Raw genomic sequence first — 21,156 nt, 5'->3', positions numbered from 1 at the left:
GGCTAATTGGAGCCGTTCCAGGCACGGTTCAGATGTGCGCGATCATTGGCACGAAAGCGAGGAGAATCAAAGAGTTTCCAAACACGCTCTGTTTAGACTGCACCTAGATTTCCAACACAATTTTGCCAATATGTTGGCTCGTCTCCATGCGTGCATGCGCTTTCGCTGCATCCACGAGGGGAAAGGTCGAGTCCATCAATGGCTTGATGCGGCCCTCGCGCAGGAACGGCGTCACCTTGGCCTCGATCGCCGCCACCATCGCCGCCTTGTCGGCGTTGCTGCGCGGGCGCAGCGTGGATCCGGTATGGGTCAGGCGCTTGACCATCAGCTTGACGAAATTGACGGTCGCCTTCGGGCTACCCAGGAATGCGATCTGGACGATGCGGCCATCGGTGGCCGCGGCGTCGTAGTTGCGCTCGATGTAGTCGCCGCCGACCATGTCGAGGATGACGTTGGCGCCCTTGCCGCCGGTCGCCTCCTTGACCACGGCGACGAAATCCTCGGTCTTGTAGTTGATGGCGCGGTCGGCGCCGAGCTTGAGGCAGGCGTCGGCTTTGTCCTGCGAGCCGACGGTGACCAGCACCTTGGCGCCGAACGCCTTGGCGAGCTGGATCGCCATGGTGCCGATGCCGGAAGAGCCGCCATGCACCAGCAGGGTCTCGCCCTGCTTGAGGCCGCCGCGCTCGAACACGTTGTGCCAGACCGTCATCAGGGTCTCGGGCAGAGCGCCGGCTTCCAGAATTGAGAGCGCGGAGGGGACCGCCATCGCCTGCGCATCTTGTGCGATGCAATATTGCGCATAGCCGCCGCCGGCGACCAGGGACATCACGGTGTCGCCGAGCTTGTGCCGGACGGCGCCCTCGCCGAGCGCCACGACCTCCCCGGCCACTTCCAGCCCCGGCAGGTCGCTGGCGCCGGGCGGCGGCGGATAGCTGCCGGAGCGCTGGGCGACGTCGGGACGGTTAACGCCGGCGGCCTTCACCTTGATCAGGATCTCGCCGGGGCCGGGCTTGGGGACGGGCCGGGTTTCCGGCTTGAGCACCTCGGGTCCGCCCGGCTGGCTGATGGCGACCACGGTCATTTGCGTGGGCAGCTGTTCCATGAGAAATCCTTCGGCGAGGGCTGAAAGCGGGTGCTGCCGCGTGCTTAAGCCAGCCGGGGCATGGCTGGCAACCGGGAGGAGGGTGAGATGGCGAACGAGGACGACGATCGGCCGCGCAAGGCCGTTTCGCACGAGATCGGGCAGGATCTGTCGATGCTGTCGGTCGAGGAGCTGACCAGCCGGGTGGCGCTGCTCCGTGCCGAGATCGAGCGCATCGAGCAGGCGGTGGCGAAAAAGCGCGCCTCGCGTGATGCCGCCGCGAGCATCTTCAAGTCGTGAACCTCGCGGCCGTAGAAACACGGTCGGCCAGTGGCCGACATGGCTAACGAAGATTGAAAAATTTTCGCCATTTACGGTTGATTAAGCTTTCGCGTTTACAACCGAAACCGTCCTCGTTTGGACACCGAGTGGCTCCTGTCCACTCTGTTTGACGCCTCCCTGTTATCAACTTCAAAGCCGCCGGAAACGGCGGCTCTTTTTTTTGCGCCCGCGCCGAGCCGGGCGAACCGGGCGGTCGTTCTTGGCGCGCTCCCCCATGCGCAGGCGGCGATCGTGGAACGAACGTCGTGTCTGCTCATTGCGCCCGTGCCGGTCTTCGGTCGCCAGCAGGTCGCGCGCGAAAATCCTGTGCGCCGCGGCAGGCGTGACGACCCTCGTTCGACGACTGCAAACTATTGCCGTGATCATGGTTGCTAGTTGAGCTGATCGTGCGACTCGGCCGCGATCGGCCGTGTTGCAGTCGCAAATGGTACGAGGGCACGGCATGGCCCACGCCGTGGAAACCATAAAAGGCGTTGCTGCTGGACTCTCGAAACCGGCCGCGCAATGATTTGTTCATCATACCGGCGTCGTTGCCGGGTTGCGTAAACAGTCGCGTTTAAGAGGCGTTAACCATGTCGGACCGTTTGCTGGGCGATGGCGCTCTGGTTCAGTTCAACGAGCGGCTCACCAATTCTGCTGCATTCGGCGCGCTGTTCCGGGAAGGCATGGATCTGGTCGAGGAGACCGCCGCCTATCTCGATGGCGACGGCCGCAACGAGGCCAAGGCGCTCGACCGCGCCGTCAGCCTGACCTACGCGACCGAGAGCATGCGTCTCACCACCCGCCTGATGCAACTGGCGTCCTGGCTGCTCCTGCACCGCGCGGTGAAGGAGGGCGAGATGACCCTGAGCCAGGCCAACCGCGAGAAGACCAAGGTCAAGCTGACCGCTGCAGATCCCGGGCCGGATGATCTGCTGGAGAAGCTGCCGCAGCAGCTGCAGAGCCTGATCTCCCGCTCGATGAGCCTGCAGGTGCGGGTCCGCCGGCTCGACGCGACCATTCATTCCCCGCCGCCGGACCAGAGCGCGATCGGCAATCCGCTGGTGCCGCATCTCAACCGGCTGAAGGCCGCGTTCGAGCAGTAGGCCCCGGCATCGGGCGGCCCCGCCGGGCCGCTCCCCCAGCCGAAGGTCTCGTTGCGACCAGCCCAGAAACAAAAACGCCCCCGTCTCCGGGGGCGTTTTGCTGTGAGCTGTTCATCAGGCGCAGGCCAGGAAGGCCGGTACCGGGGCAAGAAGGCATCAATCCTTCTTGAGGAAGCCCTGGAACTTCTTCTGGAAGCGGGAGACGCGGCCGCCGCGATCCATCAGCTGCTGGGTGCCGCCGGTCCACGCCGGGTGCGACTTGGGGTCGATGTCGAGGTTGAGCTTGTCGCCCTCTTTGCCCCAGGTCGAGCGGGTCTGGTACTCGGTGCCATCGGTCATCACGACCGTAATCGTATGATAATTCGGGTGAATGTCGGCTTTCATGGCTGATCCTACGGCACGATGCGAAGACATGATGCGGCGCGGCCGCGCCTGATCCTGTCGTCACTGAAGGGGGACAATTGCCGGGCTCTATAGCCCAAGGTTCTGCCCAAAACAAGCCAAGGTCGCGGATGAACACCTTGGTACGTTTCCGGATTTGCCAAGCCCGGCCCGGCAGGCCTATCAGGACGGCAGATCGGTATTTGGAACAATTCTCAGGTGGCCCATGAGCGTAGTGGAACGGCTTGACGAGCGGCAGGGCGCTGCCCCAGGGCAGGATCCGGTCGGAGATGCCGTTGCGGCCGTCGAGGCATTGGCCGAGCCGGCAAGCCCTGTGCGGCGCTCGAAGCTGCGCCCGCTGCTGGCGCTGTCTCCCTATGTCCTGCGCTATCGCGGCCGTGCCCTCCTGGCGCTGATCGCGCTCACGGTCGCGGCGCTGACCACGCTGCTGGTGCCGATCGCGGTCCGCCGCATGATCGATTTCGGCTTCACGCCGAAAGGCATCGAACTGATCAACAGCTATTTCAGCGTCATGATCGCCGTCGTGGCGGTGCTCGCGCTGGCAAGCGCGGCCCGCTACTACCTCGTCATGACGATCGGCGAGCGCATCGTCGCCGATCTCCGGCGCGACGTGTTCGCGCATCTGATGTCGCTGTCGCCGTCGTTCTTCGATTCCGCGCGCTCCGGCGAGCTGGTGTCGCGGCTCACCGCCGACACCACCCAGATCAAATCGGCGGCGGGCGCCTCCGTGTCCATCGCGCTGCGCAATCTGCTGCTGTTCATCGGCGCCACCGCAATGATGGTGATCACGAGCCCGAAGCTGTCCGGCTTCGTGCTGCTGGCGATCCCGCTGATCGTGCTGCCGCTGGTGGCGTTCGGGCGCTGGGTCCGGCGGCTGTCGCGCAACGCCCAGGACACGCTCGCCGACGCCTCGGCCTATGCGTCCGAGCTGATCGGTTCGATCAGGACGGTGCAGGCCTATACCAGCGAGAGGCTCGCGGCGGCGCGCTTCGGCGGCGAGGTCGAGCAGGCCTATGAGGCGGCGCGGGTCTCGACCCAGGCGCGCGGCGTGCTCACCGCGATCATCATCTTCATCGTGTTCTCCAGCGTCGTTGCGATCCTCTGGGTCGGCTCGCACGACGTGCTGACCGGTGCGATCAGCGCCGGCCGTCTCGGTCAGTTCGTGCTCTACGCGGCCTTCGCGGCCGCCGGGCTCGGCCAGCTCTCGGAAGTCTGGGGCGAGGTGTCGGCGGCGTCCGGCGCCGCCGAGCGGCTGTTCGAGCTGTTGCACGTGCAGCCGGAAATCACGGCGCCCGCGCAGCCGCGCCCGATGCCGGAGCCGGCGCGTGGCGACCTCGGCTTCGAGCGGGTCAGCTTCGCCTATCCGGGTCGCCCAGACGTCCGCGTTCTCGAGGACGTGTCGTTCTCCATTCGCGCCGGTGAGAAGGTCGCAATCGTCGGCCCCTCCGGCGCCGGCAAGAGCACGCTGTTCCATCTGCTTCTGCGCTTCTACGATCCCGCCTCCGGCTCGATCTCGTTCGACGGTGTGCCGGTGCGCGCGGCCGACCCGCGCAAGATGCGCGAGCGCATCGCGCTGGTGCCGCAGGAATCCGTGGTGTTCGCCGCCAGTGCGCGTGAGAACATCCGCTTCGGCCGGCCGGAGGCGACCGACGCCGAGGTCGAGCGCGCCGCCGATCTCGCTCATGCCAGCGAATTCATCCGCCGCTTGCCGAACGGCTTCGACACCTCGCTCGGCGAGCGCGGCGTCACGCTCTCGGGCGGCCAGCGCCAGCGCATCGCCATCGCGCGTGCCATCCTGCGCGATGCGCCGCTGCTGCTGCTCGACGAGGCGACCTCGGCGCTCGACGCCGAGAGCGAGACGCTGGTACAGACTGCGCTCGAGGGGCTGATGAAGGACCGCACCACCCTGGTGATCGCGCATCGACTCGCCACGGTGCTGTCCTGCGACCGCATCCTGGTCATGGACCGCGGCCGCATCGTCGAGCAGGGCACCCACACGTCGCTGGTTGCGGCCAACGGTCTCTATGCGCGGCTGGCCCGGCTGCAGTTCGAGGGCGTGTAGTTCCTGCAACACCGTGGACGGCCGGCAACACCCTCGAATTCTCGTTCCCGACCCTGCAACCTTTCTCCCGCCTTGTACGTTCCCTGCCGGAACAGATGGCGCGCCGCTCGTAGCAGGCGTGCCTGGTCCTAACAGGAGCAACGGACATGCCTTATCGTCGTGGCAGTTTTGCCCTCACGCCGCCCTCGTTCGTGATCTTCGCAATCGCGCTGGTGCTCGCCCTCGTCGCGATGCTCGCGCACTACATGCACGCTTCGGTGCCGCTGCTGTCGGCCGCGCACGCCTTCGATGCGCTGGCGATTGCGTTCGTGGTGTTGACGATCGGCGTGCTGTTTCGCGGCGTGTAGTTGCTGATCGCTGCACCCTCGGTGTCGCCCCTGCGAACGCAGGGGCCCATAACCACAGACCGATGTTTGGCGCCCGAATGCCAGGGACACCCACTCGTCGCAAAACCTCTGCCGCGGCGTATGGGTCCCGGATCTGCCCTCGCTGCGCTCGGTTGTCCGGGACGACAGTGGTGTGTGTCGCCGCAGTGCAATCCAATCGCTTCTAAGGCGTCCACGCCATTCGCAGCACCGGACGGCCCGACGTCGGGTTGACGTCCTCGCCGGCCTCCGCGAAGCCGCAGCGCTTGTAGAAGCGAATGGCGCGGGCGTTGTCCTTGTTGACCAACAGCGTGATGCCGCCGGGCGAACGCTGCTTGGCCACGTCGACGAGCTGCGTCGCCAGCGGCGAGCCCCAATGCTGGGGCGACACCACGAGCTGATCGAGATAGCCGGTAGCATCGATGGTGACGAAGCCGGCGAGGGTGCCCTCCGTCTCGGCCACGATCACCTCAGCCTTCGGTACCAGCTCGCTGCGCCAGCGCTCGCGCCACCACGGCACCCGCGCGGCAAAGTCGATGGCGGGATAAGCGAGCTGCCACGTCTCCTGCCACAGCGCGATCGCCGCGTCCTCGTCCTCGGCGCGATAGGGGCGCAGGGTGGAGGTCGACGTCACCGCTCCGTCAGCTTCAGCTCGATGCGCCGGTTGCGGCGGAAGGCCTCCTCGGTATTCGCGGGGTCGAGCGGCTGGAATTCGGCGAAGCCGGCCGCGACCAGGCGCTGGGCAGGCACGCCGAGCGAGATCAGATACTGCACCACCGAGATGGCGCGCGCCGAGGACAATTCCCAGTTCGACTTGAACACCGGGCTGTTGATCGGACGAACGTCGGTGTGGCCATCGACCCGCAGCACCCAGGAGATCTCGGCGGGGATCTGCTTGTCGAGATCGACCAGCGCCGTCGCCACCGAGTTCAGCTCCTGCTGGCCCTCGGGCAGCAGGGTGGCTTGCCCCGTGTCGAAGAACACCTCGGACTGGAACACGAAGCGGTCGCCGACGACGCGAATGTCGGGACGGTTGCCGAGGATGGCGCGCAGCCGGCCGAAGAACTCCGAGCGGTACCGGGTCAGCTCCTGCACCCGCTGTGCCAGCGCGACGTTGAGGCGCGAGCCGAGATCGGCGATGCGGCTCTGCGATTCCTTGTCGCGCTTCTCCGAGGCATCGAGCGCATCCTCGAGCGCGGCGAGCTGGCGGCGCAGTGCGCTGATCTGCTGGTTGAGCACCTCGATCTGGGCCAGCGCCCGCGCCGTGACCTGCTTCTCGGAGTCGAGCGCCCGGTTGAGCTCGTTGGCGCGGCCGGCGGCATTGCTGCCGGCATTGGCGAGCCCGTCATAGAGGCCCTTGACGCGGTCGCGCTCTGCTTCGGCGCTTGCGAGCCCGGCGCGCAGTTGCGCAACTTGGTCGTCCAGCGAGAGCTTGCCGAGCTTCTCCAGGGACAGCATCTCGTTGAGCTGCGCGATCTTGGCGTTGAGCTGCTCCAGCGCCTTGTCCTTGCCGGTGACCTCCTGCGACAGGAAGAACTGCACCACCAGGAACACGGTCAGCAGGAACACGATCGACAGCACCAGCGTCGAGAGCGCGTCGACGAAGCCCGGCCAGTAGTTGAGGCCGGAATCTCCACGGCGGGTACGGGCAAGCGCCATTCAGCGTCTCCTAGTTCATCTTCGGCAGGCCGGTGGAGCAGCTCAACTCTTCTCGGTCTGCCGCGCGAGCCGCTCCAGCAGCCGCTTGATCTCGCGGTTCTGCTCGCCCTGGCCGTCGGCCCATTCGCGGATCATCTGCTGCTCGGTGCGCATGTGCCCGACCAGCCCCTGGATCGCCTCGGCGAGGTTGGCCATCGCCGCGGTGGCGCCGCGGTTCGAGCCGTCCTCCATGGCGGTGCGCAGCCGCTCGATGGCGACCGAGAGATCGGCCCCGGTATCGCCCGTCCCGCCATATTCGCGCACGGTGCCCGCGAGCCAGTCTTCCAGGTCGGTATAGAAGCGGTTCTGCGCCTGGCTCGACTGCAGGTCGAGGAAGCCGAGGATCAGCGAGCCGGCGAGGCCGAACAGCGAGGACGAGAACGAGATGCCCATGCCGCCCAGCGGCGCGGCAAGGCCGCCCTTCAGCGTATCGAACAGCGCGCCGGCGTCGCCGCCGACCTTGAGGCCCTCGATCACCTTGCCGACCGAGCCGACCGTCTCGATCAGGCCCCAGAACGTGCCGAGCAGGCCGAGGAACACCAGCAGGCCGGTCATGTAGCGGGAGATGTCGCGGGCCTCGTCCAGGCGCGTAGCGATCGAGTCGAGCAGATGGCGCATGGTCTGCTGTGAGATCGACATCCGCCCCGAGCGCTCGCGGCCGAGGATGGCGGCCATCGGCGCCAGCAGGACCGGGTGACGAGGCACCGCCAGGCCGGGATCGGCGATGCGGAAATTGTTGACCCAGGACACTTCCGGATAGAGCCGGACCACCTGTCGGAACGACAGGATGACGCCGATCAGCAGCACCGCCCCGATCAGGGCGTTGAGGCCGGGATTGGCGAAGAACGCCATGATGATCTGCTTGTAGAGCACGACGCCGACCAGCGCGCACAGCACCAGGAAGACCAGCATCCGCACCAGGAAGATCCGGGGCGAGGACAATTTGGTCATTTCGACGTCCATCGCGGAGCGGGAAGGGGAGCCTTGAGGCATTGTCGATGACATCCGTTGCGGGGACCGGTCCCTGAAATCCACTATGGCACAGCAGCAGCGGGAAAAAAGCCGCGATCGGCGCAATCCCCGTCCCCTGCGCGGAACTATGGCTGAAACCGGCGGGCATCCGCGGCGTAGTTAGTCCCGTGGCTCATATCTAGCGGGAACGCCCTGGCTTTGTCATGACCGTCGTTGAATATCTGCAAGCGCTCCTGGCGATGGCCGCGGCGATGTCGGTGCTGATGGGGCTCGCCTGGGTCGTGCAGCAGCGCAGCGGCAACTCCGGCTGGGTCGACACGATCTGGACATTTTCCGTCGGGCTGGTCGGCGCCGCCGGCGCGATCTGGCCCGCCGGCGGCGCCGCCCCCAACGCGCGGCAGTGGCTGGTCGCGGTGCTGGTGGCGATCTGGTCGCTGCGGCTCGGCGGCCATGTCGCGGCACGCAGCCGCGGCATGTCCGACGACCCGCGCTATGCGGAGTTTGCCCGGCAATGGGGCGCGGCCGCACCGCGGCGCATGTTCCTGTTCCTGCAGCAGCAGGCCTGGGGCTCGATCCCGCTGGTGTTCGCGATGTTCGTCGCGGCCCATGCGCCGGCCGCCGAGCTGCGTCTGCAGGACTATCTCGGCATCTTCGTGCTGTTCGCAGGCATCGCCGGCGAGGGACTGGCCGACGCCCAGCTCAAGGCGTTCCGCGCCGATCCCGCCAACAAGGGCAAGGTGTGCGACGTCGGCCTGTGGCGCTGGTCGCGCCATCCCAACTATTTCTTCGAATGGGTGTGCTGGCTGTCCTACCCGGTCATCGCGCTGTCATTCGATCATCCGTGGGGCTTCGCCAGCCTGCTCGCGCCGCTGTTCATGTACTGGATCCTGGTCCACGTCACCGGCATCCCGCCGCTGGAACAGCAGATGCTGCGCTCGCGCGGCGATCGCTACCGGGCCTACCAGGCGCGCACCAGCGCGTTCTTTCCCCTGCCGCCAAATCCTTTTACGAAGTAACGGAGCCACTGCATGAGCTTCATCTCGACCATCATCGGCGCCGCCGAGCGTGTGCCGCTGCCTGACGCCGTCATCCGCTCAGCGATCTCCGAATTGTGCGCACGCACCGCGGCGCGGCTGGGCGGGGCCGATGCAATGGGTGATGCAGAGTTCGCCCGCGTGCTGACGATGCGCCCGATCGCCGAGCATACCGACGCGGCGAACAGCCAGCACTACGAGGTGCCGGCGGCGTTCTTCGCCCGCGTGCTCGGGCCGAACCGCAAATATTCCTGCTGCTTCTACAAGGAGCCGGTCTCCACCCTGCAGGAGGCGGAGGAGGAGGCGCTGCGCCAGACCGTCGCCAATGCCGATCTGCAGGACGGCCAGAGCATTCTCGAGCTCGGCTGCGGCTGGGGCTCGCTGTCGCTGTTCATGGCCCGGCAGTTCCCGCATGCGAAGATCACGGCGGTGTCGAACTCCCATTCGCAGCGCCGCGCGATCGAGGAGATGGCGGCCGCGCGCGGCCTGCTCAATTTGCGGGTCATCACCGCCGACATGAACGGGTTCGCTCCCGACGCGCAGTTCGATCGCATCGTCTCGGTGGAGATGTTCGAGCACATGATGAACTGGCGCGAGCTGCTGTCGCGGGTCAGATCATGGCTCGCGCCGGACGGCCGCCTGTTCATGCACATCTTCACCCACCGCACCGGATCCTACCTGTTCGACCGCAACGATCGCGAGGACTGGATCGCGCAGCACTTCTTCACCGGCGGCATCATGCCGAGCCACACCTTGATCCGGCAGTACGCGGATCTGTTCGCGGTCGAGAAGGAATGGTGCTGGAGCGGCACGCATTATCAGCGCACGGCACGGGACTGGCTCGCCAATTTCGATGCCGACTACAACCGCATCCTGCAGGTGCTGCAGCCGGTCTATGGCGACGCCACGGCGCTGTGGATGCGCCGCTGGCGCTGGTTCTTCCTCGCCACCGCGGGTCTGTTCGGGCACGACGAAGGCCGTGAATGGGGCGTCAGTCACTACCGCCTGCGGCCGGCGAACTAATTTGTTCGCTGCGGCGGGATGCCGCAGCTCCGAAGGAGATTCGCGTTTCGCTGTGCGGATTCTGCGGGGAACCTGCTGCCACAAAGCACTCACAATTAGGTGAGTCCAAAAAAATCTTGATCTATCAGTCACGTAGTTCGTGTGACATCAAGCCGCCCGGGTTCCGCGTTGCGTCGCAGCAGCTCTTTTCTATGTTGCAGGCAAGGCGAGCGCCAGAATGGCGCCATGACTGGGCCATCCGGTCGACCGGTTTTCATCATCATTGAGGGGCTCCTCCACCCATGTCTCGTTTTCGCGCGTCGCTGGTCAGCAGTGCATTGATGCTCGCGGCCGCCGCGCCGCTGCTGGCCGGCTGTAACGACCCCATCCAGGCTCAGGCCTCCGCCAATGAGCAGATCGTCATCCCCGACGTCGGCATCGTGACCGTCGAGCAGAAGGCGCGAGCGATCGTGCGCGAGCTGCCCGGCCGCATCGCGCCGACCCGCGTCTCCGACGTCCGTCCGCGCGTCTCGGGCATCATCGTCGAGCGGCTGTTCCGCCAGGGCAGCGAGGTCAAGGCGGGCGATCCGCTCTATCGCATCGATCCGAAACCGTTCGAGGTGGAGATCATGTCGAGCCGGGCGGCGCTGGCCAAGGCCGAGGCGGTGCATGAGCGCGCGGTGCAGCAGGCGCGCCGCATCGCCCTGCTGTTCAAGGAGCGCGCTGCGCCCGAGGTCGAGCAGGAGAAGGCGGTCGCGAGCGAGCGCGAAGCCGCGGCCGACATCGAGGCCCGCAAGGCCGATCTCGCGCGTGCCCAGCTCAATCTCGACTATGCGACCGTGCGCGCGCCGATCGACGGCATCGTCGGTGCGGCCCAGGTCAGCGAGGGCGCCATCGCGGTCCAGAACGAGACCTCGCTGGTCACGATCCAGCAGCTCGATCCGATCTATGCCGACTTCACCCAGTCGGTGAGCGAGCTCAACCGCCTGCGCCGGGCGTTCGAGTCGGGCGACCTCGACCAGATCTCGCCCGACGCGATCAAGGTCCGTCTCGTGCTCGACGACGGCACGCCGTATTCGATCCCCGGCAAGCTCTTGTTCTCCGACGCCAAGGTCGATGCCGCCACCGGTCAGGTCACCCTGCGCGGCGAGTTCGCCAATCCGAAGCGCGAGCTTCTGCCGGGCATGTATGTCCGCGTCCGCATCGAGCAGGGCATCGACAGCGACTCCGTCGGCGTGCCGCAGCAGGCGGTGCAGCGCAACGCGGCCGGCGGGTCCGAGGTCTACGTCATCCGCGACGACAACCGCGCGATCGCCAGGCCGGTCCGCACCGGTCCGACCCAGGATGGCCTGGTGCTGATCACCGACGGTCTGCGCGCCGGCGACAAGGTCGTGGTCGACGGCTTCCAGAAGTTCGCCGCCGGCGACAGGGTCGCGCCGCAGGTCTGGACCGAGGTCAGCGCCGCGACGCAGCTCGAATCGAAGTCGGCGACGCGGTAAGTCGCATGCCGAGCTTCTTCATCGACCGGCCTATCTTCGCCTGGGTCGTCGCGCTGTTCATCTGCCTGATCGGCGCGATCGCGATTCCGCTGCTGGCGGTGGCGCAATATCCGATCATTGCGCCGCCCTCGATCTCGATCTCGACGAGCTATCCCGGCGCATCGCCGGAGAACCTCTACAACAGCGTGACGCGGCTCATCGAGGAGGAGCTCAACGGCGCTTCCGGCATTCTCAATTTCGAATCCACCAGCGATTCGCTAGGCCAGGTCGAGATCACCGCGAACTTCGTGCCGGGCACGTCGACCAACGACGCCTCGGTCGAGGTACAGAACCGCCTCAAGCGTGTCGAGGCGCGGCTGCCGCGCGCCGTCATCCAGCAGGGCATCCTGGTCGAGGAAGCCTCCGCCGCGGTGCTGCAGATCATCACCCTGCAGTCGACCGACGGCAGCCTCGACGAGGTCGGCCTCGGCGACTTCATGATCCGCAACGTGCTCGGCGAAGTCCGGCGCATTCCCGGCGTCGGCCGCGCCACGCTGTATTCGACCGAGCGCTCGCTGCGCGTCTGGCTCGATCCGGCCAAGCTGGTCGGCTACGGCCTCACCGCCGACGACGTCACCAAGGCGATCGGCGCGCAGAACGCGCAGGTCGCCTCGGGCAGCATCGGCGCCGAGCCCGCGACGACCTCGCAGCGCACCTCGGCGCTGGTGCTGGTCAAGGGCCAGCTCGATTCGCCCGACGAGTTCGGATCGATCATCCTGCGCGCCAATGCCGACGGCTCGACGGTCCGGCTGCGCGACGTCGCCCGCATCGAGATCGGGGGCCTGAGCTATCAGTTCAACACCCGCCTCAACGGCAAGCCGACCGCGGGCCTGTCGGTGCTGCTGTCGCCGACCGGCAATGCGCTGGCGACCGCGAGCGCGGTCGAGGCCAAGATGAAGGAGCTGTCGCGCTTCTTCCCGTCCAACATCAGCTATGAAATCCCCTACGACATCACGCCGGTCGTCAAAGCCTCGATCAAGCGGGTGCTGATGACCCTGGTCGAAGCCGTCGTGCTGGTGTTCGTGGTGATGTTCCTGTTCCTGCAGAACATCCGCTACACCATCATCCCGACCATCGTCGTGCCCGTGGCGCTGCTCGGCACCTGCGCGACGCTGATGCTGGTCGGCTACTCCATCAACATGCTGACGATGTTCGGCATGGTGCTCGCGGTCGGCATCCTCGTCGACGATGCCATCGTCGTGGTCGAGAACGTCGAGCGCATCATGACCGAGGAGGGGCTGTCGCCGAAGGAGGCGACGCGCAAGGCGATGGGCCAGATCACTGGCGCCATCATCGGCATCACCCTGGTGCTGATGGCGGTGTTCGTGCCGATGGCGTTCTTCCCCGGCTCGGTCGGCATCATCTACCGGCAGTTCTCGGTCACCATGGTGGCGGCGATCGGCTTCTCGGCGCTGCTGGCGCTGTCGCTGACGCCGGCGTTGTGCGCCACCCTGCTGAAGCCGGTCACGGCCGGCCACGGCCACGCGAAGAAGGGCGTGTTCGGCTGGTTCAACCGCTTCATGGACAGCAGCCGCAACCGCTACGCCGGCGTGGTCGGCGGTGCGCTGAAGCGCACCGGACGGCTGATGCTGATCTATGCGATCTTCCTGGTCGGGTTGACCTTCGCCTTCATCCGGCTGCCGGGCGGCTTCCTGCCGGTCGATGACCAGGGCTTCATCACCACCGACGTGCAGACACCGGCGGACTCCTCCTATGCGCGGACGCAGGCGGCCGTCGAGGCGGTCGAGAAGTATCTCGCCAAGCGCGAAGGGATCGAGAACGTCACCTTCCTGACCGGCTTCAGCTATGCCGGCCAGGGCGTCAACACCGCCCAGGCCTTCATCTCGCTGAAGGACTGGTCGGAGCGCAGCAAGCGTGACGGCGCCGCGGCGCTGGTCGCCGACATCAACCGCGATCTCGCCGGCTTGCGCGACGCCAAGATCACGGCGCTGCAGCCGCCGCCGATCGACAATCTCGGCAACTCCTCGGGCTTCAGCTTCCGCCTGCAGGACCGCGGCCAGAAGGGCTATGCCGCGCTGACCGCCGCCGCCGACCAGCTGATCGCAGAAGCCAATGCGAGCCCCGTGCTGCAGAAGGTCTATGTCGAAGGCCTGCCGCCGGGACCCCAGGTCAATCTGATGATCGACCGCGAGAAGGCCGGCGCCTTCGGCGTCACCTTCGAGGACATCAACAACACGATCTCGACCAATCTCGGCTCTACTTACGTGAACGACTTCCCCAACCGCGGCCGCATGCAGCGCGTCGTGGTGCAGGCCGATCGCATCAGCCGCATGAACGCAGACGATATCCTCAACTACAGCGTCAAGAACGCCAAGGGACAGCTGGTGCCGTTCTCGTCGTTCGCGACGATCCAATGGGCCAGGGGACCGAGCCAGATCGCCGGCTTCAACTACTATCCGGCGATCCGCATCTCCGGCGAGGCCAAGCCGGGCTACACCTCGGGCGATGCGCTCAAGGAGATGGAGCGGCTCGCCGGCAAGCTGCCGCGCGGCTTCGGCTATGAATGGACCGGACAGTCGCTGCAGGAGAAGCTGTCGGGCTCGCAGGCGCCGCTGCTGCTGGGCCTGTCGGCGCTGGTGGTGTTCCTGTGCCTGGCCGCGCTCTACGAAAGCTGGACGATCCCGCTCGCGGTGCTCTTGACCGTGCCGCTCGGCATCCTCGGCGCCGTCGTCGCCGCCAATCTGCGCGGCCTGTCCAACGACGTGTACTTCACGGTGGCGCTGATCACCATCATCGGACTCGCCGCCAAGGACGCGATCCTGATCATCGAGTTCGCCAAGGACTTGCGCGCCCACGGCAAGCCGCTGGTCGCGGCGACGATCGAGGCCTGCTCCTTGCGCTTCCGCCCGATCATCATGACCGGCCTCGCCTTCGTCTGCGGCGTGCTGCCGATGTCGATGGCGACGGGCGCCGGCGGCGCGAGCCAGCAGGCGCTCGGCACCAACGTGATGGGCGGCATGATCGCGGTGGTGATCCTGGCGCTGCTGATGGTGCCGGTGTTCTTCGTCTCGGTGCAGCGCGTGCTCGCAGGCGATCGGGAGAAGACGGAGGGGGTGGCGGAGCGTGAGGCCTATGGGCCACCGGCGCCGGCGAAGTCGTAGGCGATCATGAATGGTCTGTCCGGAGGATTGTGCCGACATCCTGCCGCGCGGCCGGTCTGCTCTCCTCCCCCTCGCGGGGAGGGGTTGGGGGTGGGGGGCGCCGAACGCCGAACGTCGTGGCATGCTCCGTTCAAGAGTCAGTCAGCGGACATCGGTGCGAAGCGCACGATCTGTAGCGGACCGACTGCGCACACATGAATTGGGCGGTGGGTCATCACATCGAGCGTGACTCGTGGACCCCCACCCCTCCCCGCAAGGGGGAGGGGAGCGCACCGGCTTCGCGGCCGCGCTCGAAATCCCCTCTCTGTCTGGAGTTCGCCACTCTCCGCGTGTATGATCCGCCGACGTGAAGCGGTAACGGCATGTCGATGTTCCCACGCAAATTGGCTTTCGCGTTTCTGCTGGCTGGCCTCTGCCTCGGCGCTCCCGGGGCTCACGCCCAGTCTGGCCCCGTGAAATACTGGCTGCCGGGCTGGCCGGTCGGCTTCAGCGATGCCGGCAGCCTCGACTCCTACGGCAACTTTCCGAGCTTCACGGCGAACGGCAGCGACAGCGGCTTCTTCTCGCGGCGCTACAGCGTGACGAACAATTGGTCGGCGCTCACTGGCGTCGGCCTGAGCTCGAACATCGTCAATCGCTACGGCTCGCTCGGCTCGTACACGACCGAAGGCGCGCAATACGGCTACACCTTCAAGAGCGGCGTCAGTGTCTACGGCGGCTTCGACACGCTGAAATACAATCCCGGCCTCGGCGGCCCGTTCGCGACGTTCGATTCGCGCTCCACCTCGACGCCCGCTTATGCGATCAACGGCGGTGTCGAGTTCAAGCCGACGAGCAACGTCAGTTTGTCGCTCGGCTTCAGCTATGCCGGCCAGTCGTCCGACCGCGTCGACAGCGACATCAACTCGCCGGCGCTGCCAGGTGCTACGCCCCAGGCGTTCACCAGCGGGCGGCGGTAGAGCCCGGCAACCAAACGACACCCTCGGTGTCGTCCCGGACAAGCGCGCGGCACGCGCGCGCCGATCCGGGACCCATACCCCCAGGGAGAGGTTTGAGGCACGCTGGTCGACCGGTCTTGCTCAGGCACGAGAGCCGGTGGCTGGGTTCCGGCTCAAGGCCGGGACGGACACGATGTGTGAGGCCAGAGCTCGCGCCAGGCCCGCAGAGTGCAGACTGAAGACCCGATCGGAGGCTCGAACTACGCCGCCGCCTTCAGCACCTTCACCAGCTCGCGGTGAATGACCTCGTTGCCGCACACGACGTGGCCGGTGGCCAGCGCGTCCTCCTTGCCGTCGATACCGGAAACGGTGCCACCGGCCTCACGCACCATGATCAAGCCGGCGGCGATGTCCCAGGGTTGCAGGTCGCGCTCCCAATAGGCGTCGAAGCGCCCCGCCGCGACGAAGGCGAGGTCGAGCGAGGCGGCGCCGAAGCGGCGGAGCCCTGCGACCTTGACCTGCAGCGAGGTCATCTCGCGCAGGAACAGCTGGTGGTCGCCGCGGCCGATATGCGGCAGGCCGCAGGCGATGACGCATTCGTGGAGCTGGCGCCGTGCGGCGACGCGCAGCCGCTGGTCGTTGAGGAACGCGCCCTTGCCACGCTCAGCGATGTAGAGCTCGTCATTGGCGGGATTGTAGATCACACCGGCGATCACGGTGTCCTCGCGCTGAAGCGCGATCGAGATCGCGAATTGCGGGATGCCGTGCAGGAAATTGGTGGTGCCGTCGAGCGGGTCGACGATCCAGGTGTGCGACTTGTCGCTGCCTTCCCGCTTGCCGCCTTCCTCGCCGATGAAGCCGTAGCCGGGACGGGCCTTGGAGAGATCCTCGTACAGCATCTCCTCGGCCTTCTTGTCGGCGCGCGAGACGAAGTTCGCTGGCCCCTTCAGCGACACCTGCAGGTGCTCGATCTCACCGAGATCGCGCTTGAGGTTGCGACCGGCGCGGCGCGCGGCCTTGACCATGACGTTGATGAGGGCGGAATGGATCATGAGCTCGATGCGCTGGGCTGACCGCACCTTGCGGTGCGCGCCTTCCCCGGAAGCGGACGAAGGCGGGTGAAATGGCTGGCTGTGGGTGCCCTGCCGGGGCCGCCGCGTCAAGGCCGGATCAGCGGCCGATCACTTGATGGTGCCCAGCCAGCGCTTGGCGGCTTGCTCGCCCTTGGCACGGTCCTCAGGGGGCATGTCGGCGAATTTCTCGTCGAGCTTGGGATCGCCCTTGCCGGCCGTCTTGGCCACCAGGTGCCATTTGTAGGCCTCGACCTTGTCCATCTGGGTGGCGATTCCATACAGCAGCACCCATGCCAGCCGGTTCTGGGCGAGCGGGCTGTTCTGCCGCGCGGCCCGGCGCAGCAGCGCGATGGCCGCGGGCTGGTCCTTCGGCACGCCGGTGCCGTTGAACAGCGCGATGGCGTATTCGACCTCGGCGTCGACATTGTCGGCGATCGCGGCGGCCTGCAGCAGGCGGGCGGCCTTCTCCGGGTCCTGCGGGACGCCGGTGCCCGATTTGTAGAACGTCGCCAGCGCATATTGCGCCTCGGGACTGCCGGCGTCGGCCGCCATGCGCAGCAGTTCGGCCGAGCGCTTGAGGTCCTGGGGCAGGGTCTGGCCGTCGAGATAGAGCAAAGCGAGATTGTAGGCGGCCTTGGGCTCACCGAGCTTGGCGGCGGAAGCGAGCAGCTTCACCGCGTCCGGCTTGTCGATCGGGCCGCCGCGCCCCGCCAGCCGCATCATCGCCAGCGCGAACATCGCCTCGCGGTCGCCGGCCTCGGCGGCGCGCTTGTACCAGATCGCCGCCTTGTCGTAGTCGCGGCGGATGCCCATGGCGTTTTCGTAGAGCTGGCCGAGCATCGCCATGGCCTTGGGATCGCCGGCCTGGGCGCGCGGCGACGCCAGGTCGAAGGCGGTCTTGTACTGGCCGCGCTGATAGGCGCCGTAGACCAGGTCGACATTGGGATCATTGGCGGCGGGCTGCGGCGTCGTGGCCGGTGCAGGAGCCGCCGGCTTGCCGGAGGGGGAAGGGGCCGGCTTCTTTGCCGCGGGCGGTGCCGGCGGCCTGGGCTTCTCAGCCGCCTTCTCCGCCGGCCGTTCGATCGGCTTGGGCTTTTCCGTCTGCGGCTGCAGAGCCGGCGGCGTCAACGAGATCTGCGCGGCCGCGCCCGTCATCGCCATGGCGAGCGCAGCAACAACACATGTCAGGCGCAGGATCGTCATCGGCCCCGTTCAGCTCTGTCCCGGCGCGTCGGCCGGCGCGGCCGCATATGCGCTCCTGATCGCGGTGCCGATCTCTGCAAGCGCCGCGGCGGGACCGCGGGCGTCGTTCCAGACGAGGTCGTCGACCAGCACGAAATCGGCTCCGGCCGCGACGAAGTCGGTGGCTTCCTTGAGCGAGATCGCATAGCCGACGCAGGGCGGCTCGAACAGCTCCGCCCACCAGGCGAGGCGCTCGTTGACGGCATCCGGCGAGGGCCGCCGTCCCTGCGCATCGCGCTCGCCGAACAGCACATAGTCGGCGCCGAGTTCGCCGGCACGCATCGAATCATGGCGTGTCGACAGGCCGCCGCCGCCGGCGATGCGATCCGGCTTCAGCCCCGGCAGCGCCTCCTCCAGCGCAGCGACGCCGGTCAGATGCGCGCCATCGGCGCCGGCGCGGGCGACGATGTCGGGATGTCCGTCGATCAGCAGCGCCGCACCGGCGCCCTGGATCGCCGGCGCCAGCGTCTTGACCGCCGTGATCATGCTGCGCGGATCGCTCTCCTTCAGCCGCACCAGCACCGCCGCGACATCGGCGTTGGCGAGGATCGCCGGCAGGCCGGCGGCCAGCGCCGCCGCATCGGTCACGACCGGCGTTGCCAGATAGAGGCGCGGTGCGGGCCGCGCGGAAGTCGTCTTGCCGGACACTATGCGGCCTCTTTCTCGAGCGCTGCGGTCCACTGGCCGCGGCTTGCAAGCGCATTCATGCGAGCGCGGTGGGTGAAGGCCCGCTGGCCGGCGGGGACGTTCGCCGCCTTGCCGGCCCATGCCTGTTGCGGCGCCGCCTGCAGCGCGCGGCCATAGGAGAAGGTCAGCCTCCAGGGCAGCGGCCCGAGCCGGTTCATCGCGTCGAGATGCGCGGTGGCACTCTCGTCCGATTGTCCGCCGGACAGGAAGGCGATGCCGGGCACCGCCGCGGGCACGCATTCCTTCAGCAGTTGGACGGTCCTTTCGGCGACCTCCTGCACCCCGGCCTGGTCCGGCGACTGCTTGCCGGGGACCGCCATGTTGGGCTTCAGGATCATGCCCTCCAACGCGACGCGCTGGATGCGCAATTCACGAAACACCTCGTTCAGGACGCGGCGCGTGACGTCGAAGCAGCGACCGATGTCATGATCGCCGTCCATCAGCACCTCCGGTTCGACGATCGGCACGATGTTCGCGGCCTGGCACAGGGCGGCATAGCGGCCGAGCGCATGCGCGTTGACATGGATCGCTGTCATCGAAGGGATATTGTCCTTGTCGATATCGATCACGGCCCGCCATTTGGCGAAGCGCGCACCCAGCGCGTAGTACGTCGCCAGCCGATCCGCAAGCCTGTCGAGGCCGACCGTGACCCGCTCGCCGGGGCAGCCGGGCAGCGGCTGCGTTCCCTCATCGACCTTGATGCCCGGAATGCCGCCGGCCGCCTCGATCAGCTTCACCAGCGGGGTGCCGTCGGCGGCGTTCTGGCGGATGGTTTCGTCATAGAGGATGACGCCGGAGATGAACGACATGCCTGCGCTGCGAAACAGCATCTCGCGATAGTCGCGGCGGTTCTGTTCGGTCGATTCCACCTTGATGGCATCGAAGCGCTTCTTGATCGTCCCGGTCGATTCATCGGCGGCGAGGATGCCCTTGCCCGGCGTGACCATGGCAAGGGCCGTGCTGTTCAGTGCGGAGAGATTCATGCTTGGCTCCAGACGCACCTGCCCTGCCCATCAAAATAGACGGTTCTCGGGCGGATGCCGAGCAAACATTGGCCGCAGCCAAGGCAGGCTCTCGCAGAGGTGAAGGAGAGATTGCTGATCAGACGACCTGTCGCGTCAAAGGCAGCCGACTCCCCTCCCCCTTGCGGGGAGGGGTTGGGGGTGGGGGTCCACGCGCGCTGAATTCAGTGAGTTGCGTCTACAATCGTCCCTCGTCAATCGCTATGGGGGTGCGCGCGGTCAGGCCTTCGCTGTGTCGCTCATAACTCATAACTGCAAGATCGCCGACACGTGCTATCGAGCCCATCACTGATAGGATCACTCGGAGACCCCCACCCCGACCCCTCCCCGCAAGGGGGAGGGGAGCTCACTGCCGTCGCGGTGACCACCGAGGTCTAGCAAGCTCAGCGGGCTGAGTGGGCTGTAAACGCCGGCTCACGCCACCTTCGGATCGAGCTCGCCCTTGGCGTAGCGCTTGGCCATCTCGGCGGTCGTCAGCACGCGCTTGATCTTGGAAGCCTGACCGGCGGTGTTGAACTCCTGCAGGCGCTGCTTGCACAGCTTGGCCATCGCCTCCATCGCCGGCTTCAGGTACTTGCGCGGATCGAACTCTTCCGGGTGCTCCGAGAGCACCTTGCGGATCTGGCCGGTCATCGCCATGCGGTTGTCGGTGTCGATGTTGATCTTGCGCACGCCGTTCTTGATGCCGCGCTGGATTTCGCTGACCGGCACGCCCCAGGTCGGCTTCATCTTACCGCCGAAGGAATTGATGATCTCCTGAAGGTCCTGCGGCACCGACGATGAGCCGTGCATCACCAGATGCGTGTTCGGCAGCTTGCGGTGGATCTCCTCGATCACGTTCATGGCGAGGATGTCGCCGTCCGGCTTGCGCGTGAACTTGTAGGCGCCATGCGAGGTGCCCATCGCGATCGCGAGCGCGTCGACCTTGGTCTCACGCACGAACTTCACCGCCTCGTCGGGATTGGTCAGCAGCTGATCGTGCGACAGCTTGCCCTCGGCGCCGTGGCCATCCTCCTTGTCGCCCATGCCGGTCTCGAGCGAGCCGAGCACGCCGAGCTCGCCCTCGACCGAGATGCCGCCGAGATGCGCCATGTTGGTGACGGCCTTGGTCACCCCGACATTGTAGTCCCAGTCGCCGGGGGTCTTGCCGTCGGCCTTCAGCGAGCCGTCCATCATGACGGAGGTGAAGCCGGCCTGGATCGCGGTCATGCAGGTCGCGGGCTCGTTGCCATGGTCGAGATGCACGCAGACCGGAATGTGCGGATAGATCTCGGTGACCGCGTCCATCATGTGCTTGAGCATCACGTCGTTGGCGTAGGAGCGGGCGCCGCGCGAGGCCTGGATGATGACGGGCGCGTCGACCGCATTGGCCGCCTCCATGATCGCCAGCGCCTGCTCCATGTTGTTGATGTTGAAGGCCGGGACGCCGTAGTCATTTTCCGCCGCGTGGTCGAGCAATTGACGCAACGTGATACGAGCCATGGCTGGAAC

19 protein-coding genes are annotated in these 21,156 nt (G+C 66.6%); 9 read left to right on the top strand and 10 right to left on the bottom strand.

Annotated features, from left to right (window positions below; all coding sequences use genetic code 11):
* Positions 1-103: 103 nt before the first annotated feature.
* Positions 104-1,102, bottom strand: coding sequence for an NAD(P)H-quinone oxidoreductase (locus QX126_RS21910; protein ID WP_315783595.1), 999 nt, complete (start codon positions 1,100-1,102; stop codon positions 104-106).
* A gap of 87 nt (positions 1,103-1,189) precedes the next feature.
* Between QX126_RS21910 and QX126_RS21905 the strand changes: the two genes are divergently transcribed.
* Together QX126_RS21905 and QX126_RS21900 are read left to right on the top strand one after the other, a co-directional pair.
* Positions 1,190-1,381 carry a DUF1192 domain-containing protein gene (locus QX126_RS21905; protein ID WP_315713892.1) on the top strand — a complete coding sequence of 64 codons (192 nt, stop codon included), beginning with the start codon at positions 1,190-1,192 and terminating at the stop codon, positions 1,379-1,381.
* A 614-nt stretch (positions 1,382-1,995) separates the two neighbouring features.
* Entirely contained in the window at positions 1,996-2,508 is a 513-nt protein-coding gene (locus QX126_RS21900) for a DUF1465 family protein (protein WP_315783593.1), read from the top strand.
* 156 nt (positions 2,509-2,664) lie between these two features.
* On the opposite strand, the gene rpmE is transcribed toward QX126_RS21900, so the two are convergent.
* On the bottom strand, positions 2,665-2,892 hold the full coding sequence (rpmE, locus tag QX126_RS21895) for a 50S ribosomal protein L31 (RefSeq protein WP_015664357.1): 228 nt from the start codon (positions 2,890-2,892) through the stop codon (positions 2,665-2,667).
* A 223-nt stretch (positions 2,893-3,115) separates the two neighbouring features.
* Between rpmE and QX126_RS21890 the strand changes: the two genes are divergently transcribed.
* Positions 3,116-4,972, top strand: coding sequence for an ABC transporter ATP-binding protein/permease (locus QX126_RS21890; protein ID WP_315734450.1), 1,857 nt, complete (start codon positions 3,116-3,118; stop codon positions 4,970-4,972).
* Positions 4,973-5,118: 146 nt separating this feature from the next.
* Positions 5,119-5,319, top strand: a complete 201-nt coding sequence (locus QX126_RS21885) for a hypothetical protein (protein WP_006614616.1) — start codon at positions 5,119-5,121, stop codon at positions 5,317-5,319.
* Positions 5,320-5,521: 202 nt separating this feature from the next.
* Here QX126_RS21885 and QX126_RS21880 read toward each other — a convergent pair whose 3' ends face one another.
* The 3 genes from QX126_RS21880 to QX126_RS21870 are packed head-to-tail and all read right to left on the bottom strand — an operon-like array spanning position 5,522 to position 8,028.
* Positions 5,522-5,971 carry a GNAT family N-acetyltransferase gene (locus QX126_RS21880; protein ID WP_315783591.1) on the bottom strand — a complete coding sequence of 150 codons (450 nt, stop codon included), beginning with the start codon at positions 5,969-5,971 and terminating at the stop codon, positions 5,522-5,524.
* Positions 5,968-6,996, bottom strand: coding sequence for a peptidoglycan -binding protein (locus QX126_RS21875; protein ID WP_315753304.1), 1,029 nt, complete (start codon positions 6,994-6,996; stop codon positions 5,968-5,970). The genes QX126_RS21880 and QX126_RS21875 overlap by 4 nt, the downstream gene beginning before the upstream one ends.
* Positions 6,997-7,038: 42 nt before the next feature.
* Positions 7,039-8,028, bottom strand: coding sequence for a flagellar motor protein MotA (locus tag QX126_RS21870; RefSeq protein WP_315734443.1), 990 nt, complete (start codon positions 8,026-8,028; stop codon positions 7,039-7,041).
* A gap of 182 nt (positions 8,029-8,210) precedes the next feature.
* On the opposite strand from QX126_RS21870, the gene QX126_RS21865 reads away from it, so the two are divergent.
* The 5 genes from QX126_RS21865 (at position 8,211) to QX126_RS21845 (ending at position 15,662) form a co-directional block, all read left to right on the top strand.
* Positions 8,211-9,023, top strand: coding sequence for a DUF1295 domain-containing protein (locus QX126_RS21865; protein ID WP_315783589.1), 813 nt, complete (start codon positions 8,211-8,213; stop codon positions 9,021-9,023).
* A gap of 12 nt (positions 9,024-9,035) precedes the next feature.
* The gene (locus QX126_RS21860) at positions 9,036-10,064 is read left to right on the top strand and encodes a cyclopropane-fatty-acyl-phospholipid synthase family protein (protein ID WP_315783587.1); all 1,029 of its coding nucleotides are present in this window, start codon (positions 9,036-9,038) and stop codon (positions 10,062-10,064) included.
* A 281-nt stretch (positions 10,065-10,345) separates the two neighbouring features.
* Entirely contained in the window at positions 10,346-11,542 is a 1,197-nt protein-coding gene (locus QX126_RS21855) for an efflux RND transporter periplasmic adaptor subunit (protein WP_315783585.1), read from the top strand.
* Positions 11,543-11,547: 5 nt separating this feature from the next.
* Entirely contained in the window at positions 11,548-14,703 is a 3,156-nt protein-coding gene (locus QX126_RS21850) for a multidrug efflux RND transporter permease subunit (RefSeq protein ID WP_315783584.1), read from the top strand.
* A gap of 362 nt (positions 14,704-15,065) precedes the next feature.
* Positions 15,066-15,662, top strand: a complete 597-nt coding sequence (locus tag QX126_RS21845) for a hypothetical protein (protein ID WP_315783583.1) — start codon at positions 15,066-15,068, stop codon at positions 15,660-15,662.
* 239 nt (positions 15,663-15,901) lie between these two features.
* Here QX126_RS21845 and QX126_RS21840 read toward each other — a convergent pair whose 3' ends face one another.
* The 5 genes from QX126_RS21840 to fba all read right to left on the bottom strand — a co-directional run bounded on the left by QX126_RS21840 (position 15,902) and on the right by fba (position 21,147).
* Positions 15,902-16,693, bottom strand: a complete 792-nt coding sequence (locus QX126_RS21840) for an inositol monophosphatase family protein (protein WP_315734428.1) — start codon at positions 16,691-16,693, stop codon at positions 15,902-15,904.
* 129 nt (positions 16,694-16,822) lie between these two features.
* On the bottom strand, positions 16,823-17,917 hold the full coding sequence (locus QX126_RS21835) for a tetratricopeptide repeat protein (RefSeq protein ID WP_315783582.1): 1,095 nt from the start codon (positions 17,915-17,917) through the stop codon (positions 16,823-16,825).
* Between the two features lie 9 nt (positions 17,918-17,926).
* A complete protein-coding gene (locus QX126_RS21830) occupies positions 17,927-18,604 on the bottom strand; it encodes a thiamine phosphate synthase (RefSeq protein WP_315771734.1) in 678 nt (225 codons plus the stop codon).
* Entirely contained in the window at positions 18,604-19,626 is a 1,023-nt protein-coding gene (locus QX126_RS21825; protein WP_315734421.1) for a class I fructose-bisphosphate aldolase, read from the bottom strand. Before QX126_RS21825 ends, QX126_RS21830 begins: the two co-directional genes overlap by 1 nt.
* Before the next feature lie 453 nt (positions 19,627-20,079).
* Complete coding sequence (fba, locus tag QX126_RS21820; RefSeq protein ID WP_315771738.1) at positions 20,080-21,147, bottom strand: class II fructose-bisphosphate aldolase; 1,068 nt, start codon at positions 21,145-21,147, stop codon at positions 20,080-20,082.
* Positions 21,148-21,156: the final 9 nt, after the last annotated feature.

Source organism: Bradyrhizobium sp. SZCCHNPS1003, assembly GCF_032381555.1.
Lineage (GTDB): Bacteria > Pseudomonadota > Alphaproteobacteria > Rhizobiales > Xanthobacteraceae > Bradyrhizobium.
The sequence above is the reverse complement of the archived record's forward strand: the minus strand, read 5'-3'. Positions and strand labels throughout refer to the sequence as shown.